This window comes from Pseudomonas fluorescens NCIMB 11764 (genome assembly GCF_000293885.2).
Classification (GTDB): Bacteria; Pseudomonadota; Gammaproteobacteria; order Pseudomonadales; family Pseudomonadaceae; genus Aquipseudomonas; species Aquipseudomonas fluorescens_B.
This window is the reverse complement of record NZ_CP010945.1, coordinates 4,630,468-4,647,195: the sequence shown is the minus strand read 5'-3', so window position 1 is coordinate 4,647,195 and position 16,728 is coordinate 4,630,468. Positions and strand designations below refer to the sequence as shown.

The following is a 16,728-nucleotide window of genomic DNA, read 5'->3' as shown; positions in this document are numbered from 1 at the left end:
CCCTTTCATTGCCCAGAGCGAGCCACCGGTCACGAGGGTGGCGCGTACCTGGCTGAAGCTGTTCCAGCGCTCCAGCCCTCCGTGGGCGGTCAGTACCTGATTCAGCAGATCATCACCCTGAGCATTCATTCTTGCGGCCCTGGCCGATCCCGTACCCATTGCCAGAATAATTGATACGCGACCGCCAGCACTACCGGGCCGATGAACAGCCCGAGAATCCCGCCAGTGACCATGCCACCCAGGGCGCCGATCAGAATCACCGGCATCGGCACATCGACACCGCGCCCCAGCAGCAAGGGCTTGAGTACGTTATCCACCAGGCCGGCAACGAAGACATAGATTGCAAAGACAATCGTCGCCGTGCTGGCACCTTCCGTGGCGAACACAAAGGCAATCACGGGGAGCGTAATCAAGGTTGCCGGCAACTGCATGATTCCGAGCAGCAGCACCCCCAGTGCGAGCAACCCGGCACCGGGAACCCCCTTGAACACGAAACCCAGGCCTACCAGCAGCATCTGGATGAAGGCGATGCCGACCACCCCCAGTGCGACCGCACGAATCGTTGCGGTGCAAAGCCCGGCGATCTTCGCCCCTTTTTCCGGGCCGATGATGCGGGAGGCTATCTGGACCGAGCTGCGGTAACCGTTTTCACCATAGGCCATGAAGATCCCGGCGATGATCAAGGCGAAAATGAACATCAGGAAACCCATGCCGACACCGGCGAGTTTGCCCAACAGGGTGAGGCTGATGCCTTTGATTTGCGGAATGTACTTCTCTGTCAGGCTCGGAAGATCGGTGTAAGCCTGTAGCCAAAGGGCCGACAGTGGCTTGCCCACCAATGGCCATTCGGCGACTGAATCGGCGGGCGGCGGAATGTGGAAACCACCGTTCTTGATCACGCTGATGGCGTGCTCGACCGAGTCGGCAATCGAGATGCCCATCAGATAGATCGGCACCATCAGGATAAGGATGGCGACCAGTATGATCAGCGTCGCAATGCGCCCTTCCTTTTGCCCCAGCGGCCCCTTCAGCCGCTCTTGCAGTGGGTAAAGGGTGATCGCCAGGATCAGCGACCACAGCATCAGGTCGCGGAACGGGCTGAAGATCTGGAAGCAGAACAGCACCAGAACGGCGATCAGCCCGGCCCGGATAAACACATCGAGCAGCGTGCGCGTCAGCTTTGTTTCGGATAAGGACGTGGGTTCCATGGCAGCCTCCCTGATCACTGCAACGGTACAGGATCGGTTAGCCCAGCATAGACGTTCGGCGGAAAATGCGAGGGTTCAACGCAGTTTCAATGGATCAACCAGTCCGGCGGCAATGGCCATGCCGACCAAGTCCGGCAGGGTATTGGCCTGCATGCGCTTCATCACGCGTGAGCGGTAGAGGTCGACCGTTTTCGCGCTGACCTCCAATTGTTCGGCGATTTCCCGGGTGGTATAACCCTGCACCAGCGGCAGCAAGACGTCCCGCTCCCGTGGGGTCAGCGTGAGCAAGCGCGCCTGCAATGCTTCATGCCCTTGATTGCCCGAACGGTGGGTCGCGCAATTGCTGAGGGCCTGTTGCACGCTGTCCAGCAGCAATTGTTCGTTGTAGGGCTTTTCTATGAAGTCGTGAGCGCCAGCCTTGAACGCACGCACCACGATCGGGACATCGGCGTGACCGCTGACGAAGATGATCGGCAAATTCAGTTCGCGCAAACGCATTTCTTCCTGCACGTTCAAGCCGCCCATGCCAGGCATGCGCACATCCAGCAGGACACAGGCCGCCAGACTGGCGTCGCAGGCATTGAGGAACTCGACGCCACTGGTGAACGGCAACGCCTTGAGGCCGACCGACTCCAATAACCAGACCGTCGAATCGAGCATGCCTTGATCGTCATCGACCACATACACCACGTGCTCCGTCACACCCGCCATTGCATTATTCCTGTTGTTGTTTTGTTGGGCCGGCAAGCGGCAAGCGACAGCACATCAGCAGCCCGACCGGTTGGCGCCGGGCCTGCAATTCGCCGCCGAAACCTTCAATGATGCTGCGACTCATGGACAAGCCGAGCCCCAGGCCATCGGCCTTGCTGGTATAGAACGGGGTAAAGATCTGCTCCAGTTCCGGCTCGCTCACGCCAGGGCCCTGGTCTTGCACATTGATGTCCACACTGGCAGCACTGCCCTGCCCCGCCGTCATCACGATCAACGAAGGCTGGCCGGGATGTTGTTCGCGGTTGGCATCGATGGCATTGCGCAGCAGATTGAGCAGGACTTGTTCCAGCAACACCCGGTCGGCATAAACCGGCGGCAGATTATCCGGCAGTCGATCCTCGATTGTCACTTGGCAATTGCTCGCCTCCCAGTCGCACAAACGCACGGCTTCGCGGGCGACATCGGTGACATTCAGCGCCTGCATGCGACGCTGGCCTTTGCGCAAAAATGCCCGCAGACGTCGGATCACTTCCGAAGCATGAGTGGCGTGGTGGGTGATGCGCTCCAGGCCTTGTGCCACCCGGGCGGCGGCCTGGGGATTGGAATCCACGGTCTGCAAATAGCGCTGGCTGGCATTGGCGTAATTGACCACGGCGGCCAGCGGCTGGTTGATTTCGTGAGCGATACCCGAAGCCAGTTCACCGAGGGTGACCAGGCGCGCGGTGTGCGCCAGTTCATCCTGATGGCGACGTTGTTGCACTTCGCGCAATTCACGTTCGGTCATGTCCCGAGCGACCAGGGAATAGTAACGCTCGCCACCTGCTGAACGGTGCGCCAACAGCACCAGCGACACTGGCACCGACGCGCCGCCACCCGGTGGTTGCAAACGCGCATCGGTGCTCCAGACGCCGTCGCGTTCGGCGCCGCTCCAGCCGTCACGTTGCAGGCGTGTCAGGTCAGCGCTGGCGAACAGTTCAGCCAGGGTCGGCATCGGCTGTTGCTCGCCAATCCCGAGAATGCGTCGTGCCGCCGGGTTGAGGTAGGTAACTTGCCCTTCGGGGGCGATAAACAGCACCGGGTCAATGTTGGCCTCGACGACTTCGGCCAGGCGCCGTTTGTTCTCTTCGGCCTGCACCCGGGCGGTAATGTCCCGGGACACGCTGACCACCTCGACCACCGTGCCAGTGTAGGTTTCACGAATCGCCCGGCTGGCGGTTTCGAACCACAGGTAATGCCCGTCCCGATGGCGAATGCGGTACGTCATCGTGTGATAACCATCCTGCTCAAGCGCATCGCGGGCGCGCTGCATCAGGCTGGCCAGTTCCTGGCCATGGAACAGGCCCTGGGCCATTTTTCCGCGCAATTCTTCCGGCCAGTAACCGAGCAATGTCCAGGAGGCGGGCGAGGCATCGAGAAAACAGCCGTCCGGTGTGTGCCGGGAAATCAGGTCGGTGGTGTTCTCGATGATCAACCGGTACAGCCGCCGCGCCTGGGCTGCTTCGCGTTCGGCCAGCACTTGCGTGGTGGCGTCGCGACAACGGGCGAGCACGCGGTTGTCCTGGGGATCGGGAATGAACGTCCAGATCAGGATCTGCGCCTCGAACTGTGCTTCGACCCCTTCAATGGCCCGTTGCTGGTCCAGACAGGCACGTACCAGCACCCGATGATTGACCGGCAGAAATCCCAGCACGTCGGTCAGCGGCTTTTCGGCCAGTAGCGCCAGCAACGCCGCGTTGAATTCCTGCGGCCGCCCCTGCGCATCGAGTAACAGGCTCGGCTGTGGATCGTGGCCCAACAACGGCGAGCCGCGCAGCATGCCGTTGACGCTACTGAGCAAGGTCGTCAGCAAATCCTGCACCCAACCCAGCCAATCGAAACTCACGCCCTCGCACACTTCCACCAGCAACAGGCCCGCCTGCCCAGGCGTCAACGCCAGATCAAATACCTGACCATGGCTGATCGCGGCGCGGCGCAGTCGGCCGGCCAACCAGCAATCCAGTCGCCGTACTTGCGCGAGATCAAGGCGCCCCGCTTCCAGCAGCCGATCGAACAACAACTGATCGCTGGCCTGCGACGGGTCGCCCTGGCCCGGTGGAAAATGCTGGGCCGCGCCTTCGTGGCTGTAGATCCGCGCCTGGGGTTGCCAGCTCAGGTAAACCGCGCGACGCACCTCGGGGCAATCCTGCAACGCACGGCACAACGCATCGGCCCGGGCTGCCAGAGAAACGCCCTCGCGCTGCAGGCGCAACCAGCTGTGCAATCGAACGGGAGTCAGGGTCATCACGGGTCCGCTTGGTGGGGGAAGCCAAGGATATACCGGCCTTGGCGATATGACTGCAGTCATTTAGATCAGCAAGAATCAAATATAGTACATGTACTATAAGCTATAGGTTGTACTTCCATATTTGTGGTGGATTGTTATATAAAGCAGGCCGGACATAAAAGGTGACCTCAGCGGCTACGCTGAAGGGCCACCGATAGAGCTAACAATCAGCCACCGAGTACCCGCACATGTCGATCTATGAACAGGGGCTAAGCCCTTCGGCTGTCAATCACATCGCCCTGTCTCCGCTCAGTTTTCTTGAGCGTACGGCCAACGTTTACCCAGACTACCCCGCCGTCATCCACGGCTCCATTCGCCGTACCTGGGCGCAGACCTACACCCGTTGCCGACGCCTGGCCTCGGCGCTGGCCGGTCGCGGCATCGGCAAGAACGATACCGTGGCGGTGATGCTGCCCAACATCCCCGAAATGCTCGAAGTGCATTTTGGCGTACCGATGATCGGCGCCGTGCTCAACCCGCTCAACGTGCGCCTGGATGCCGAAGCCATTGCCTTCATGCTCCAGCACGGCGAGGCCAAGGTGCTGATCACCGACCGCGAGTTCCATAATGTGATTCATGCCGCCATCGGCATGCTGGATCACCCGCCGCTGGTCATCGACGTCAACGACCCGGAGTACGGCGAAGGTCAGGCCGTCAGCGATCTGGACTATGAAGCCCTGCTGGCCGAGGGCGATCCGGCATTCGCCTGGCAATGGCCAGTGGACGAGTGGCAAGCCATCTCGTTGAACTACACCTCCGGCACCACCGGCAATCCGAAAGGCGTGGTCTATCACCACCGCGGCGCTTATCTGAATGCCTTGGGCAACCAGATGACCTGGGCCATGGGCAATCACCCGGTGTACCTCTGGACCCTGCCGATGTTCCATTGCAACGGCTGGTGCTACCCGTGGACCATCACTGCGCTGGCCGGTGTGCATGTGTTCCTGCGCCGGGTCGATCCACAGAAAATCCTCACGCTGATCCGTGAACACCAGATCACCCATCTGTGCGGCGCGCCAATCGTGCTCAATGCGCTGGTCAACATGCCGGAATCGGCGAAGGCCGCCATCGATCATCCGGTCAACGCCATGGTCGCCGGTGCTGCACCGCCGGCCAAAGTCATTGGCGCCGTGGAAGAAATGGGCATCAAGGTCACCCACGTCTACGGCCTGACCGAAACCTATGGCCCGGTGACGCTGTGCGCCTGGCATTCCGAATGGGATGAACTGCCGCTGGAAGAACGGGCGCAGATCAAATCCCGCCAGGGTGTGCGCTACCCGACGCTCGAAGGCGTGATGGTCGGCGACTCGAAGACGCTGGAGCCGACCCCGCGCGACGGTCAGACCATCGGCGAAGTGTTCATGCGCGGTAACACCGTGATGAAGGGCTACCTAAAAAACCCGACGGCCACCGCTGAAGCGTTCGAGGGTGGCTGGTTCCATACCGGCGACCTGGCGGTGTGTCATCCCGACGGTTATGTCGAAATCAAGGATCGCCTCAAAGACATCATCATTTCCGGTGGCGAGAACATTTCCACCATCGAACTCGAAGGCGTGCTCTACCGCCATCCAGGTGTGATGGAGGCCGCAGTAGTCGCCCGTCCCGATGAAAAATGGGGCGAAACGCCCTGCGCCTTCATCACCTTGAAGGCTGATCACCAGGACGTTCGCGAAGCCGACATCATCGGTTTCTGCCGCGAACACCTCGCCGGTTTCAAAGTCCCGCGCACGGTGATTTTCACCCTGCTGCCGAAGACTTCTACCGGCAAGATCCAGAAGTACGTGCTGCGCGACAGGGCCAAGGCTCTCTAACCCTCACCCACGTTTCACCTATCAGGCGGCAGGTGCCTTACCTGCCGCTTCGGGCTCGTGCACGCCGGATTCGGCCTGTACGGCCGGCCACCTCACACCGATAACAACAACAATGTGGAGCGCACCATGATCGACATCCATGCAACCGATACCCAACGCTGTGAACGTATTCGGACCAACCCGAAATTCCTTCAATTGGTCAGCAGCCGTTCGCGCCTGGCCTGGTCGTTGAGTGCTGCCGTGCTGGGCACTTATTACCTGTTCATGCTCGTGGTGGCGTTTGCCCCGCAGTGGCTGCACGCACCGCTTGGCGAGCATCGGATGTTGACCCTGGGCATGCCGGTTGGCGCGGCGATCATCATTTTTTCCTGGCTGTTGACAGGCTGGTATGTCTACAGCGCCAACACGCGCTTCGACGCGCTGGGCGCCGCCATTCTTGAGGAGAGTAAGTGATGCGTAAACTCATCCTCGCCGCAGCGTGCCTGTTGCCGGCTTCCGCTGTGCTCGCCGCACCCGCGTTGGGCACCATAGAAAAACAACCGCTGAACCTGCATGCCATCGGCATGTTCTTCCTGTTCGTCCTCGGCACGCTGGCGATCACCTGGTGGGCTGCACGCCAGACCAAATCCACGTCGGACTTCTACACCGCCGGCGGTGGTATCACCGGGTTTCAAAACGGCCTGGCGATTGCCGGTGACTACATGTCCGCCGCCACATTGCTGGGGCTGTCCAGCCTGGTGTTCGCCAAGGGGTACGACGGTTTCATCTACACCATCGGCTTCTTTGTCGGCTGGCCGATCATCACCTTCCTGATGGCCGAACGCTTGCGCAATCTGGGGCGCTACACCTTTGCCGACATCGTTTCCTATCGTCTGGACCAGAACAAAGTACGGATCTTCGCCGCGTTCGGTTCGTTGACGGTGGTGTGCTGCTACCTGATCGTGCAGATGGTCGGTGCCGGCCAGTTGATCAAATTGCTGTTCGGTCTCGACTACCCGGTAGCCGTGATGATCGTCGGCGCGTTGATGCTGGTGTATGTGATTTTCGGCGGGATGATCGCCACCACCTGGGTACAGATCATCAAAGCCGTGCTGCTGCTGGCCGGCGGCACGACCCTCGCGGTCATGGCCATGTCGCAGTTCGGCTTCAGCTACGAAACCCTCGCCACCAAAGCGGTCGAGGCGCATGCCAGCGGCTGGAACATCATGGGCCCCGGTTCAATGCTCTCCGACCCGATCAACACCGCTTCGATGTCCCTCGGACTGGTGTTTGGTATCGCCGGCCTGCCGCACATCCTGATGCGTTTCTTCACTGTGCCCAACGCCAAGGAAGCGCGTAAATCGGTGTTCTACGCCACAGGGTTCATCGGCTTCTTCTTCCTGGTGGTGTGCACCCTGGGCTTCGCCGCGATGGTGATCATCGGTACCGATCCGCAGTACTACGTCAACGGCGAAGTCGGCGGTGCCTTGATCGGCGGCGGCAACATGGTCGCGATGCATCTGGCCAAAGCGGTGGGCGGCAACCTGTTCTTCGGGTTCCTCTCGGCCGTGGCCTTCGCCACCATTCTTGCAGTGGTCTCCGGGTTGGCCCTGGCCGGTGCTTCGGCGATTTCCCACGATCTTTACGCCACCGTGTTCAAGAAAGGCAAAGCCACCCAGAAACAGGAAATGCGCGTGACCCGCATGGCCACCGTGGGCCTGGGCGTCATCGCGATTCTGCTGGGCATTCTGTTCGAGAAGATGAACGTCGCGTTCCTGGTGGGCCTGACCTTTGGCATCGCCGCCTCGACCAACTTCCCGGTACTGATCATGGCCATGTACTGGAAAGGCCTGACCACCAAAGGCGCGATCATCGGCGGTTTCGCCGGCCTGATCTGCGCCCTGGTGCTGGTGATCCTGTCCCCGGCCGTGTGGGTGACCGTGCTCGGTCATGCTCACGCGATTTTCCCTTACGACCACCCGGCGCTGTTCTCCATGCCGTTGGCGTTCCTGGTGATCGTCGTCGTGTCCCGCCTCGACCGCAGCGTGCGGGCCGACAAGGAACGCGATGCCTACGCCGACCAGTTCGTGCGCGCCCAGACCGGTCTTGGTGCTGCCGCCGCTTCCAGTCATTGATCGAAAGGCACGGCGCCCGGTTGCGGCGCCGTGCACAACCGTCCTGTCGAGGTTCACGTTATGCCCGAATTCAAAGCCCCTCTGCGCGACCTGCGCTTCGTCCTGCATGAAGTGTTCGACGCTCCTGCCCTGTGGGCGCGCCTGCCTGCCTTGGCTGACAACATCGATGCCGACATCGCCGACGCAATCCTTGAGGAAGCGGGGAAAGTCACCGCGCACCTGATTGCACCCTTGAACCGCAGCGGCGACGAAGAAGGCGCGCAGTGGCATGAAGGCCAGGTCACGACGCCGATCGGCTTCAAACAGGCTTATGCGACTTACATCGAAGGTGGCTGGGTCGGTTTGTCCGGTAACGCCGAATACGGCGGCATGGGCATGCCGAAGATGCTGGCGGTGCAGTTTGAAGAGATGCTTTACGGCGCCAATTCAAGCTTCGCGTTGTACTCGGCATTGAGCTCCGGTGCCTGCCTGGCACTGGATGCCCACGCCAGCGACAGCTTGAAAGAGCTGTACCTGCCGCCGATGTACGAAGGTCGCTGGGCCGGTTCCATGTGCCTGACCGAAGCCCATGCCGGCACCGACCTGGGGCTCATCCGCACCCGCGCCGAACCTCGGGCCGACGGAAGTTACAGCATCACAGGCAGCAAGATCTTCATCACCGGTGGCGATCAGGACCTGACCGAAAACATCATCCACCTGGTGCTGGCCAAACTGCCCGACGCACCGGCGGGGCCAAAAGGCATCTCGCTGTTTGTGGTGCCCAAAGTGCTGGTCAATGCCGACGGTTCCCTCGGTGACGCCAACGCCGTGAGTTGCGGTTCGATCGAACACAAGATGGGCATCAAGGCCTCGGCCACTTGCGTGATGAATTTCGACGGTGCCAGCGGCTGGCTGGTGGGCGAAGCCAACAAAGGCCTCGCGGCGATGTTCACCATGATGAACTACGAACGCCTGTCCATCGGCATTCAGGGCATTGGCTGCGCCGAAGCGTCCTACCAGAGCGCCGTGGCCTACGCCCGTGAACGTATCCAGAGCCGCGCCCCGACCGGCGCCATGGCCCCGGACAAAGTCGCCGATCCGATCATCGTTCACCCCGACGTGCGCCGCATGCTGCTCAGCATGAAAGCCATGACCGAAGGTGGCCGCGCGTTCGCCAGTTATGTCGGACAGCAGCTCGATCTGGCGAAATTTTCCGATGACGCGCAAGAACGCGACACCGCGCAAACCCTGGTCGCCCTGCTGACACCGATTGCCAAGGCCTTCTTCACCGACACCGGTCTGGAAAGCTGCATCAACGGCCAGCAAGTGTTCGGCGGCCATGGCTACATCCGCGAATGGGGCCAGGAACAATTGGTCCGCGACGTGCGCATCGCCCAGATCTACGAAGGCACCAACGGCATCCAGGCGCTGGACCTGCTCGGGCGCAAGGTGCTGGCTGACAACGGTGCCGCGCTGCGTCAGTTCACCGGAGAGATCCGCCATTTTGCCCACCAGCCTGACGCACCCTACTCCGCGCAACTGTTCGATGCCGTGCAGCGCCTGGAAGACCTCAGCGACTGGTTACAGGACCGGGCGGCGACCAACCGCAACGAAGTTGGCGCCGCTTCTGTGGAATATCTGCACCTGTTCGGTTATGTCGCTTACGCCTGGCTTTGGGCGCGCATGGCACAGGTGGCCCAGCAAAAACGCGGCGAAGACGAAGGGTTCTACGGGGCGAAGATCGCCACCGCCGACTTCTACATCCACCGCTTGCTGCCACGCATTTTGAGCCTCGAGCAGTCGATTCGCGCCGGCAGCGCCTCGTTGTTCGGTCTGAGTGCCGAGCAGTTCTAACGATTGAACCGCACGCGGCGCCACGCTCCTCTCTTTTCGGTGTCCGCGTTTTTTATTGATAAGCCCTCGCCCGGTTGGCGAGGGTCGCACAAGCCGTCATTCCATAATAAAAACAAAGGGGCTTCACATGGATCGCAACACCTGCATTCTCGCTACCCGACTGTTGCTGGCCGGTGGCGTCATCAGCCTCTCGGCCCCCGCCGCTGCTGACTTTATCAAGGACAGCAAGGCCAGCCTCGAGCTGCGTAACTTCTACTTCAACCGTGATTACCGTCAGGCCAACGCGGCGCAATCGAAACAGGAGGAATGGGCGCAGGGTTTCCTGCTGCGCTACGAATCCGGCTTTACCGAGGGGATGATCGGGTTTGGTTTCGATACGATCGGCCTGCTGGGCGTCAAACTCGACTCCAGCCCGGATCGCGCCGGTTCCGGTGTGCTCCAGCGTCATCGCGATACGCGCAAAGGCGCTCAGGACGAGTACGGTGAACTGGGCCTGACCGCCAAAGTGCGCGCCTCGAAAAGCACGCTGAAACTCGGCACGCTGCTGCCCAAGCTGCCGACGGTGCTGGCTAACGATTCACGGTTGTTGCCACAAACCTTCAAGGGCGGTCAGTTGACCTCTCTGGAAATCGAAGGCCTGAGCGTGGATGCCGGTCGACTGACGCAGGTCAACCAGCGCGACTCCTCGGACTACGAGGACATGGGCATCACCCGTACCGGCGCCAAGGGCATCACCAGCCGCCATCTGGATAGCGACAGCTTCGATTTCGCCAGCCTTAACTACAAATGGACCAGTAACCTCGCCACCGGCTACAGCTACGGTCACCTCGACAATTTCTACAGCCAGCACCTGGTCAACCTGACCTATGTGTTGCCGGTCACCACCGGCCAGTCGTTGAAGACCGACCTGCGCTTCGCCCGCTCCACCGATGATGGCGGCAGCAATGTCGATAACAACGCCATCGGTGCGATGTTCACTTACAGCCTCGGCGGGCATGCGTTCGGCCTGGGTTATCAGGGCATGAGTGGCGACACCGGGTATGCCTACGTCAATGGCACCGATGCGTTCCTGGTGAACTTCGTGCAGATCGGCGACTTCGCCAGCAAGGACGAAAAATCCTGGCAGGCCCGTTACGACTACAACTTTGCCGCCCTCGGAGTGCCCGGCCTGACGTTCATGACCCGCTATATCACCGGTGACAATATCGACCTGGGCGGCAACCGCCCGGAAGGCAAGGAATGGGAGCGTGATACCGATATCGGGTATGTCGTGCAAAGCGGGCCGTTGAAGAACGTCGGGGTGAAATGGCGTAATGCGACCGTTCGGTCGACCAATTTTGGCAGCGATCTTGATGAAAACCGTTTGATTGTCAGCTACACGTTGCCGATCTGGTAACCGATTCAGGTTTCACAAAGGGGACTCGCTTTGCGGCGCAGTCCTCTTTTTTTTCGGATTTTCGCTGTGATTGCGGGCCTCTTCGCGAGCAAGCCCGCACACACATTGGATCTTCAGTGTTCGCAAGTCCCCTGTGGGAGCGGGCTTGCTCGCGAAGACGGCTACAGAAGCACTGAAGATGTTGAACCTGGTATCCCTCCCCCGACACCATCCCGCGGCCGCAGCCATTGTAGGTTAAGATGCCTGAAAACCAGGCTCGCCACGAGACGCCCCGCATGCCAGATAACAGTCGGAACACCCCCCGCCTGATCAAGAAGTATCCCAATCGCCGACTGTATGACACCCACACCAGCAGTCACCTGACCCTGGCGGACATACGCCAGTTGGTCGTCGACAAGATTGCGTTTCAGGTGGTCGATGCCAAGTCTGGCGAGGATCTGACGCGCAGCATCCTGCTGCAAGTGATTCTGGAAGCCGAAAGCGGCGGTGAGCCGATATTCACCAGCGACATGCTGATGGGGATTATCCAGTTCTACGGTCCGTATCAGGGTGTACTGGGCAGCTACCTGGACAAAAGTATCCAGACCGTCATCGACATCCAGTCCCAGACCGGTGCGCAATCGTCCGAAGCGTGGAGCGACTTCATGCACCAACAGGCGCCGGTCATGCAGGACCTGATGCGCCAGTATGTCGACCAGTCCAAGGCCTTGTACCTCAATACCCAGAACCTGTTCGGCATGTTTGGCGCCAAGCCCGGCACCGATAGCGGGCCGAAAAAAAATGGCGATGGGGAATAAACCCATCGCCATTTCTTGTGCCGCCGGCCTGATTTGACTTACTTGTTACCGCTGGTGGTCTTGGCGCTGGCTTCTGGCGCCGCTTTGGCGGCAGCGGCAGTGGCGGCGTCAAAATTGCTCTGAGCCACATCGGAAGCCTGTTTCACGGCTTTCTGTGCGCTTTCAAACACCGTACCGGCATTCGCCAGGCCCGACTTGAATGCAGCCACTACAGGCTCGGAGCCGGCCGGTGCATGTTTGCTGATCGACTCAACAAACTCATTCACCTGCTGGGTGCCAGCCTCGACCTGACTCGACGTCAGTTTGGCGATGTCCGACTGCGTACCCACGATCAGCGCCTGAACCTGACGATTGAACTCGGCCAGGCGTTCGCTTTGCGCGCTCGGCTGGGTGAACGATGCCTGCAAGTCAGCAAAGCCTTGGGCATCGCGCACGGCGAGCAATTTGCGAACGCCTTCGAAATGTTCTTCGGTGGAGTCGCGCAGTGCCTTGAACTGCAGCTGGCTCAGCTGTTCAACGCTGGCGAACACTTTGCCGCTGATTTGCTGCAGCAGGTCGAGGTTGGCTTTCTGAGCGGTTTGCAGATTTTCCGGGTTGAAAAAAGACATGCTTGGATCTCCTGGTACGGGAAGGCCCGGATGGGCCTGAGGACGCGATAGCGATCCTGCCAGTCATCGCGCCGAATTGATATTGCAGTGCACAAAACCATTTGGCAATGGCTATTTTGTGCAGCGCACAATAAAGTTCGCTTCCTCGACTGATATTCCCTATACACTCGTGAAAATCGAATGGCCGGCTTGGCTTCTATTAGTCAGGGCAACATTCCCACGCATGGCGTCAGGAGTTCACGATGGGTCAGGAAGAAAATATTGCGCTGCAAGATGAAGGGCTTTCAGCCCCGTCCGGGTTGTTCGAGCACCTGAACCATCTCCAGCGCCTCAACACCCTCAACGTTCTCGACGCCGTGCAACAGCGCCAGGCCAAAACCTACGCGCCTTCCAGCCTTGGGCTACTCACCCAGCCGAACGCCGCTGACTGGCAGGAATACCTCACCGACCTGGGCCAACGCAGCGTGCTGTTCTGGGACACCTTGCGTCAGCGTGGCGACAACACCCTGGCCCACGAACGCGCCGGGTATCCGCTGCTGCTCAAGTTCAATCATGAAACCCTGATCGCCGGCGAAGACCTGCTTCGCCCGGTCAACTACTCGTTGCTGCAGATCCTCGCAGGGCCAGGGCAACGGCTCGACAGCAAAAAACAGCCGGTGATCATCATTGACCCACGCGGCGGTCACGGCTCGGGGATTGGCGGTTTCAAGCAGGATTCAGTCATCGGCGAAAGCCTGCGCGCCGGCCATCCGACCTACTTCATCTCGTTCAGCCATTCGCCATGCCCCGGGCAGACCCTGGCGGACATCGTTGAAGCCCAGGCGCGGTTCCTCGAAGAAGTCAGCGCGCGACATCCCGCCAGCGCAAAACCCGTGGTGATCGGCAACTGCCAGGCCGGCTGGGCATTGATGGGCCTGGCGGCGACCCGCCCGGAACTGCCAGGACTGATCATCGTCAATGGTGCACCTTTGTCGTACTGGGCCGGCGTCAACGGGCGCAATCCGATGCGCTACACCGGCGGTTTGCTGGGTGGCGGCTGGATGGCGCGCCTGGGCAGCGACCTGGGCAATGACCGTTTCGACGGCACCTGGCTGGTGAGCAATTTCGAAAGCCTCGACCCGGCCAACACCTGGTGGGGCAAGTACTACCACCTGTTCAGCGAAGTCGACAGCGAAGCCCCGCGCTTTCTGGACTTCGAACGCTGGTGGGGCAGCCCGACCCTGCTCAATGGCGAAGAGATCGAAATGATTGTCGACGACCTGTTCATCGGCAATCAGCTGTCCGGCGGCCTCGGGCGCAAGAGCAGCGGGCTCGACCTTAAACGCATCGAAGTGCCGGTGGTAGTGTTCTGCTCCTATGGCGACAACATCACCTCGCCACAACAGGCGCTGGACTGGATCACCGACGTCTATCCCAGCGATCTCGCCCTGCAAAATGCCGGTCGCACAATCGTTTACCTGCGGCACGCGAGCATCGGTCACCTGGGCATCTTCGTGTCGGGTGAAGTGGCGCGGCGTGAACACCGTGAGTTGCTGGGCGCGGTCGACGCGATCAATGAGTTGCCGGGCGGACTCTATGAAATGCTCATCGATGACCTGCCGGAAAACTCGGATACGCCGTACGCCGTGCGTTTCGAGCGAAGGCGTATCGCCGACATCCACGGTAAAGTGCAGCCGCCCCGTGACGACGATCGCGAGTTCGCACTGGTCGAACGTGCCTCTGATTTCAACAACACGCTTTATGACGGATTTGTACGGCCGTGGTTGCGTCAGTTGATCAACGAGCCGACCGCCGAACTGATGCGCAAGGCCCACCCGTTTCACCAGCAACAGGTGATGTGGAACAGTATGAACCCGGCGCTCTGGTGGCTGGCGGGCAGTGCCGCTCAAGTGAACAAGGAGCGACATCCCGCCAGCCCGTCCAATCCGTTGCTGGCCTGGCAGGAACTGTTTTCCAACCAGATACAGGACGCCTTGAACGGCTATCGGGACCTGCGTGATGCCGCTCAGGAGATGAGTTTTTATGGCGTGTATGGCGTCCTCAATAGCCTCGCCGGCAATACTCCGGGGCGAGATCTCCAGGCGCATGCCAGGCAGCATGATAAAGCCCTGACCGAACGCCTTCAGGACGCCCTGCCCCTTGGTGGTTTGATGGAAGCCTTGATCCGGATCCTGTTCCTGTTGGGCCGCGACGGCGATGAACCGGGCAAGCAAAGCGTCGAGAAACTGATCCTGCAACTGCAAGTGCTGCTGCAGGACTACAGCGCCGAGCCGCTGGACCTCCGTGAAACCCTTCGTCTGCAAAAACTGCTGGTTGCCACCCACCCTCAGGAAAGCCTGGACAGCCTGCCCCTGATGCTGGGTGCGGTCGAAGAACGCCAACAAGTGCTGGCGGCTGTCGCCAATTTGCTGCCGGAACTGCAGACCAACGGTGCGGACAACCCGTTCTGGTGCGAGCTGCACACGCTGCTCGATGTGCCGCTGCCGGGGTTCAGCCTGACCCGCTCACCCGACGAAGCCGATCCGGTTCCAGTGGTTAGCCCTGAACCGATCGCGCCAGTAACGCCGGCAAAAACGCACAAACCCGCAAAGGGCAAAAAAGGCGCGAAGAAACCTCCCGCACCCTGATGAGCAACCTGTGGGAGCGGGCCTGTGTGTGGCGAGGGAGCTTGCTCCCGCTGGGTCGCGAAGCGGCCCCAAAATCCTTGCGACTGCTTCGCAGCCGAGCGGGAGCAAGCTCCCTCGCCACACAACCCCGCCCCCGCAGGGAAAGTCACACCGGCGCGGCTTCCTCGATCTCAAACGATTCATCGGACCGGTACTGCCCCGGCGTCATGCCAAACCAGCGGCTGCAGGCTTTGTTGAAGCTGCTGTGATCATGAAAACCAAGGAGATACGCGACATGCTTCATGTTGAAGTGAGAATGACGCAGGTAGAAATCCGCCAGTTGTCGACGCACCGCGTTCAGCACGTCCCTGAATTGTGTCCCTTCCTTTTCCAGCGCACGTTGCAGTGTTCGTTTGCTGATGTTCAACGCCGCCGCGATCGATTCCATGTCGCACTGCCCCTGCCCCTGACTCAAGCGCTCGGTAATCAGCGCGCGAATCCGGCCGACAATGCAAAAACCGAACAGCAGGTCCAGCTGCGCCTCGGCGAAGCTGTCATGCAGCACCGCCAACGCTTCGTTGGCCATACTCAAAGGCCGCATCAGCTCCTCCCGGTCAAACAAAATGCTGTCGTAAGCCGCGTCGAACTGCAGATTGCAGCCAAACAGCCGCTGATGCTCGGAGATGTCTTCGGGCTCGGGATAAGTGAACTCAACGCTCAAGGGTTGCGGTGCGTTGCCGCCCGACAGCTTGCGACAGAAACCCAGCAATGATGCCAGCCCGGCATCGGTGTATTGCCGCGGCTTGACCGACCCCTGCTGTTGATGGTCGAGCCCGGACAGACGGTAATGTTGCTGTTCCGAAGTAAAGAAAAGGCTGAACCCGGTGCCAATCAACGGACTGAAACGGACCAGGCGTTCAAGGGCTTTTTTCAGATTCAGGCTGGACATCATGGTGTAGCCCACGATCTGAAAGCTGCCGGGGTGGAAACTGCCATAGGCCCGTAGGCCAATGTCCGGATCGCCCGAGGCCTCAGCGGCCAGTTCCCAGAGTCGATAGATGGCCTTTCGCTCGCAAAACGCTCCGGGTTTATTGGCGAGATCAATGTCTAGTCCAGCCTCCCGACACAGACTGGCAACATCCAGTCCTTGAGCCGAGAGCGTATTTACCAGCACGCTGGCATAGCCTGAACTCATTTTATACATGGCGTCCTCAATGACCTGTGGAGCCGGACATCCTGTCCGGAGCCATGACTGATCTGCGATGAATCAAAATTCTAACGGGTGATGTCGTTGCCAATATTGATCCCAGTATAGGTAGTC

At 60.3% G+C, this 16,728-nt stretch carries 12 protein-coding genes; 7 read left to right on the top strand and 5 right to left on the bottom strand.

What is annotated here, in order from left to right:
- Positions 1-125 precede the first annotated feature (125 nt).
- The 3 genes from B723_RS21205 to B723_RS21195 all read right to left on the bottom strand — a co-directional run bounded on the left by B723_RS21205 (position 126) and on the right by B723_RS21195 (position 4,200).
- Positions 126-1,208 carry an AI-2E family transporter gene (locus tag B723_RS21205; RefSeq protein ID WP_017338809.1) on the bottom strand — a complete coding sequence of 361 codons (1,083 nt, stop codon included), beginning with the start codon at positions 1,206-1,208 and terminating at the stop codon, positions 126-128.
- A gap of 75 nt (positions 1,209-1,283) precedes the next feature.
- A complete protein-coding gene (locus B723_RS21200) occupies positions 1,284-1,919 on the bottom strand; it encodes a response regulator transcription factor (RefSeq protein ID WP_017338808.1) in 636 nt (211 codons plus the stop codon).
- Positions 1,920-1,923: 4 nt separating this feature from the next.
- Complete coding sequence (locus B723_RS21195) at positions 1,924-4,200, bottom strand: PAS domain-containing sensor histidine kinase (RefSeq protein WP_017338807.1); 2,277 nt, start codon at positions 4,198-4,200, stop codon at positions 1,924-1,926.
- A gap of 230 nt (positions 4,201-4,430) precedes the next feature.
- Between B723_RS21195 and B723_RS21190 the strand changes: the two genes are divergently transcribed.
- The 6 genes from B723_RS21190 to phaR all read left to right on the top strand — a co-directional run bounded on the left by B723_RS21190 (position 4,431) and on the right by phaR (position 12,193).
- A complete protein-coding gene (locus B723_RS21190; protein WP_017338806.1) occupies positions 4,431-6,053 on the top strand; it encodes an acyl-CoA synthetase in 1,623 nt (540 codons plus the stop codon).
- A gap of 126 nt (positions 6,054-6,179) precedes the next feature.
- Positions 6,180-6,506 (top strand): DUF485 domain-containing protein, encoded by a 327-nt coding sequence (locus B723_RS21185; protein WP_031318916.1) that lies wholly within the window; start codon positions 6,180-6,182, stop codon positions 6,504-6,506.
- Entirely contained in the window at positions 6,506-8,167 is a 1,662-nt protein-coding gene (locus B723_RS21180) for a cation acetate symporter (protein WP_017338804.1), read from the top strand. The genes B723_RS21185 and B723_RS21180 overlap by 1 nt, the downstream gene beginning before the upstream one ends.
- A 60-nt stretch (positions 8,168-8,227) precedes the next feature.
- Positions 8,228-10,000, top strand: coding sequence for an acyl-CoA dehydrogenase C-terminal domain-containing protein (locus B723_RS21175; RefSeq protein WP_017338803.1), 1,773 nt, complete (start codon positions 8,228-8,230; stop codon positions 9,998-10,000).
- Positions 10,001-10,127: 127 nt separating this feature from the next.
- Positions 10,128-11,396 carry an OprD family porin gene (locus B723_RS21170; RefSeq protein ID WP_017338802.1) on the top strand — a complete coding sequence of 423 codons (1,269 nt, stop codon included), beginning with the start codon at positions 10,128-10,130 and terminating at the stop codon, positions 11,394-11,396.
- A gap of 275 nt (positions 11,397-11,671) precedes the next feature.
- On the top strand, positions 11,672-12,193 hold the full coding sequence (gene phaR, locus B723_RS21165; protein WP_017338801.1) for a polyhydroxyalkanoate synthesis repressor PhaR: 522 nt from the start codon (positions 11,672-11,674) through the stop codon (positions 12,191-12,193).
- A 38-nt stretch (positions 12,194-12,231) separates the two neighbouring features.
- On the opposite strand, the gene phaP is transcribed toward phaR, so the two are convergent.
- Entirely contained in the window at positions 12,232-12,801 is a 570-nt protein-coding gene (gene phaP, locus B723_RS21160) for a TIGR01841 family phasin (RefSeq protein WP_017338800.1), read from the bottom strand.
- A 242-nt stretch (positions 12,802-13,043) separates the two neighbouring features.
- Between phaP and B723_RS21155 the strand changes: the two genes are divergently transcribed.
- On the top strand, positions 13,044-15,428 hold the full coding sequence (locus tag B723_RS21155; protein ID WP_017338799.1) for a DUF3141 domain-containing protein: 2,385 nt from the start codon (positions 13,044-13,046) through the stop codon (positions 15,426-15,428).
- 145 nt (positions 15,429-15,573) lie between these two features.
- Here the strand turns inward: B723_RS21155 and B723_RS21150 are convergent, their stop codons facing one another.
- Positions 15,574-16,611, bottom strand: coding sequence for an AraC family transcriptional regulator (locus B723_RS21150; protein WP_017338798.1), 1,038 nt, complete (start codon positions 16,609-16,611; stop codon positions 15,574-15,576).
- Positions 16,612-16,728: the final 117 nt, after the last annotated feature.

What these genes read in the sequence shown, in the direction of transcription:
- B723_RS21205 (WP_017338809.1), bottom strand. Translation starts at nt 1,208, where the DNA reads ATGGAACCCACGTCCTTATCCGAAACAAAGCTGACGCGCACGCTGCTC.
- B723_RS21200 (WP_017338808.1), bottom strand. Translation starts at nt 1,919, where the DNA reads ATGGCGGGTGTGACGGAGCACGTGGTGTATGTGGTCGATGACGATCAA.
- B723_RS21195 (WP_017338807.1), bottom strand. Translation starts at nt 4,200, where the DNA reads ATGACCCTGACTCCCGTTCGATTGCACAGCTGGTTGCGCCTGCAGCGC.
- B723_RS21190 (WP_017338806.1), top strand. Translation starts at nt 4,431, where the DNA reads ATGTCGATCTATGAACAGGGGCTAAGCCCTTCGGCTGTCAATCACATC.
- B723_RS21185 (WP_031318916.1), top strand. Translation starts at nt 6,180, where the DNA reads ATGATCGACATCCATGCAACCGATACCCAACGCTGTGAACGTATTCGG.
- B723_RS21180 (WP_017338804.1), top strand. Translation starts at nt 6,506, where the DNA reads ATGCGTAAACTCATCCTCGCCGCAGCGTGCCTGTTGCCGGCTTCCGCT.
- B723_RS21175 (WP_017338803.1), top strand. Translation starts at nt 8,228, where the DNA reads ATGCCCGAATTCAAAGCCCCTCTGCGCGACCTGCGCTTCGTCCTGCAT.
- B723_RS21170 (WP_017338802.1), top strand. Translation starts at nt 10,128, where the DNA reads ATGGATCGCAACACCTGCATTCTCGCTACCCGACTGTTGCTGGCCGGT.
- phaR (WP_017338801.1), top strand. Translation starts at nt 11,672, where the DNA reads ATGCCAGATAACAGTCGGAACACCCCCCGCCTGATCAAGAAGTATCCC.
- phaP (WP_017338800.1), bottom strand. Translation starts at nt 12,801, where the DNA reads ATGTCTTTTTTCAACCCGGAAAATCTGCAAACCGCTCAGAAAGCCAAC.
- B723_RS21155 (WP_017338799.1), top strand. Translation starts at nt 13,044, where the DNA reads ATGGGTCAGGAAGAAAATATTGCGCTGCAAGATGAAGGGCTTTCAGCC.
- B723_RS21150 (WP_017338798.1), bottom strand. Translation starts at nt 16,611, where the DNA reads ATGTATAAAATGAGTTCAGGCTATGCCAGCGTGCTGGTAAATACGCTC.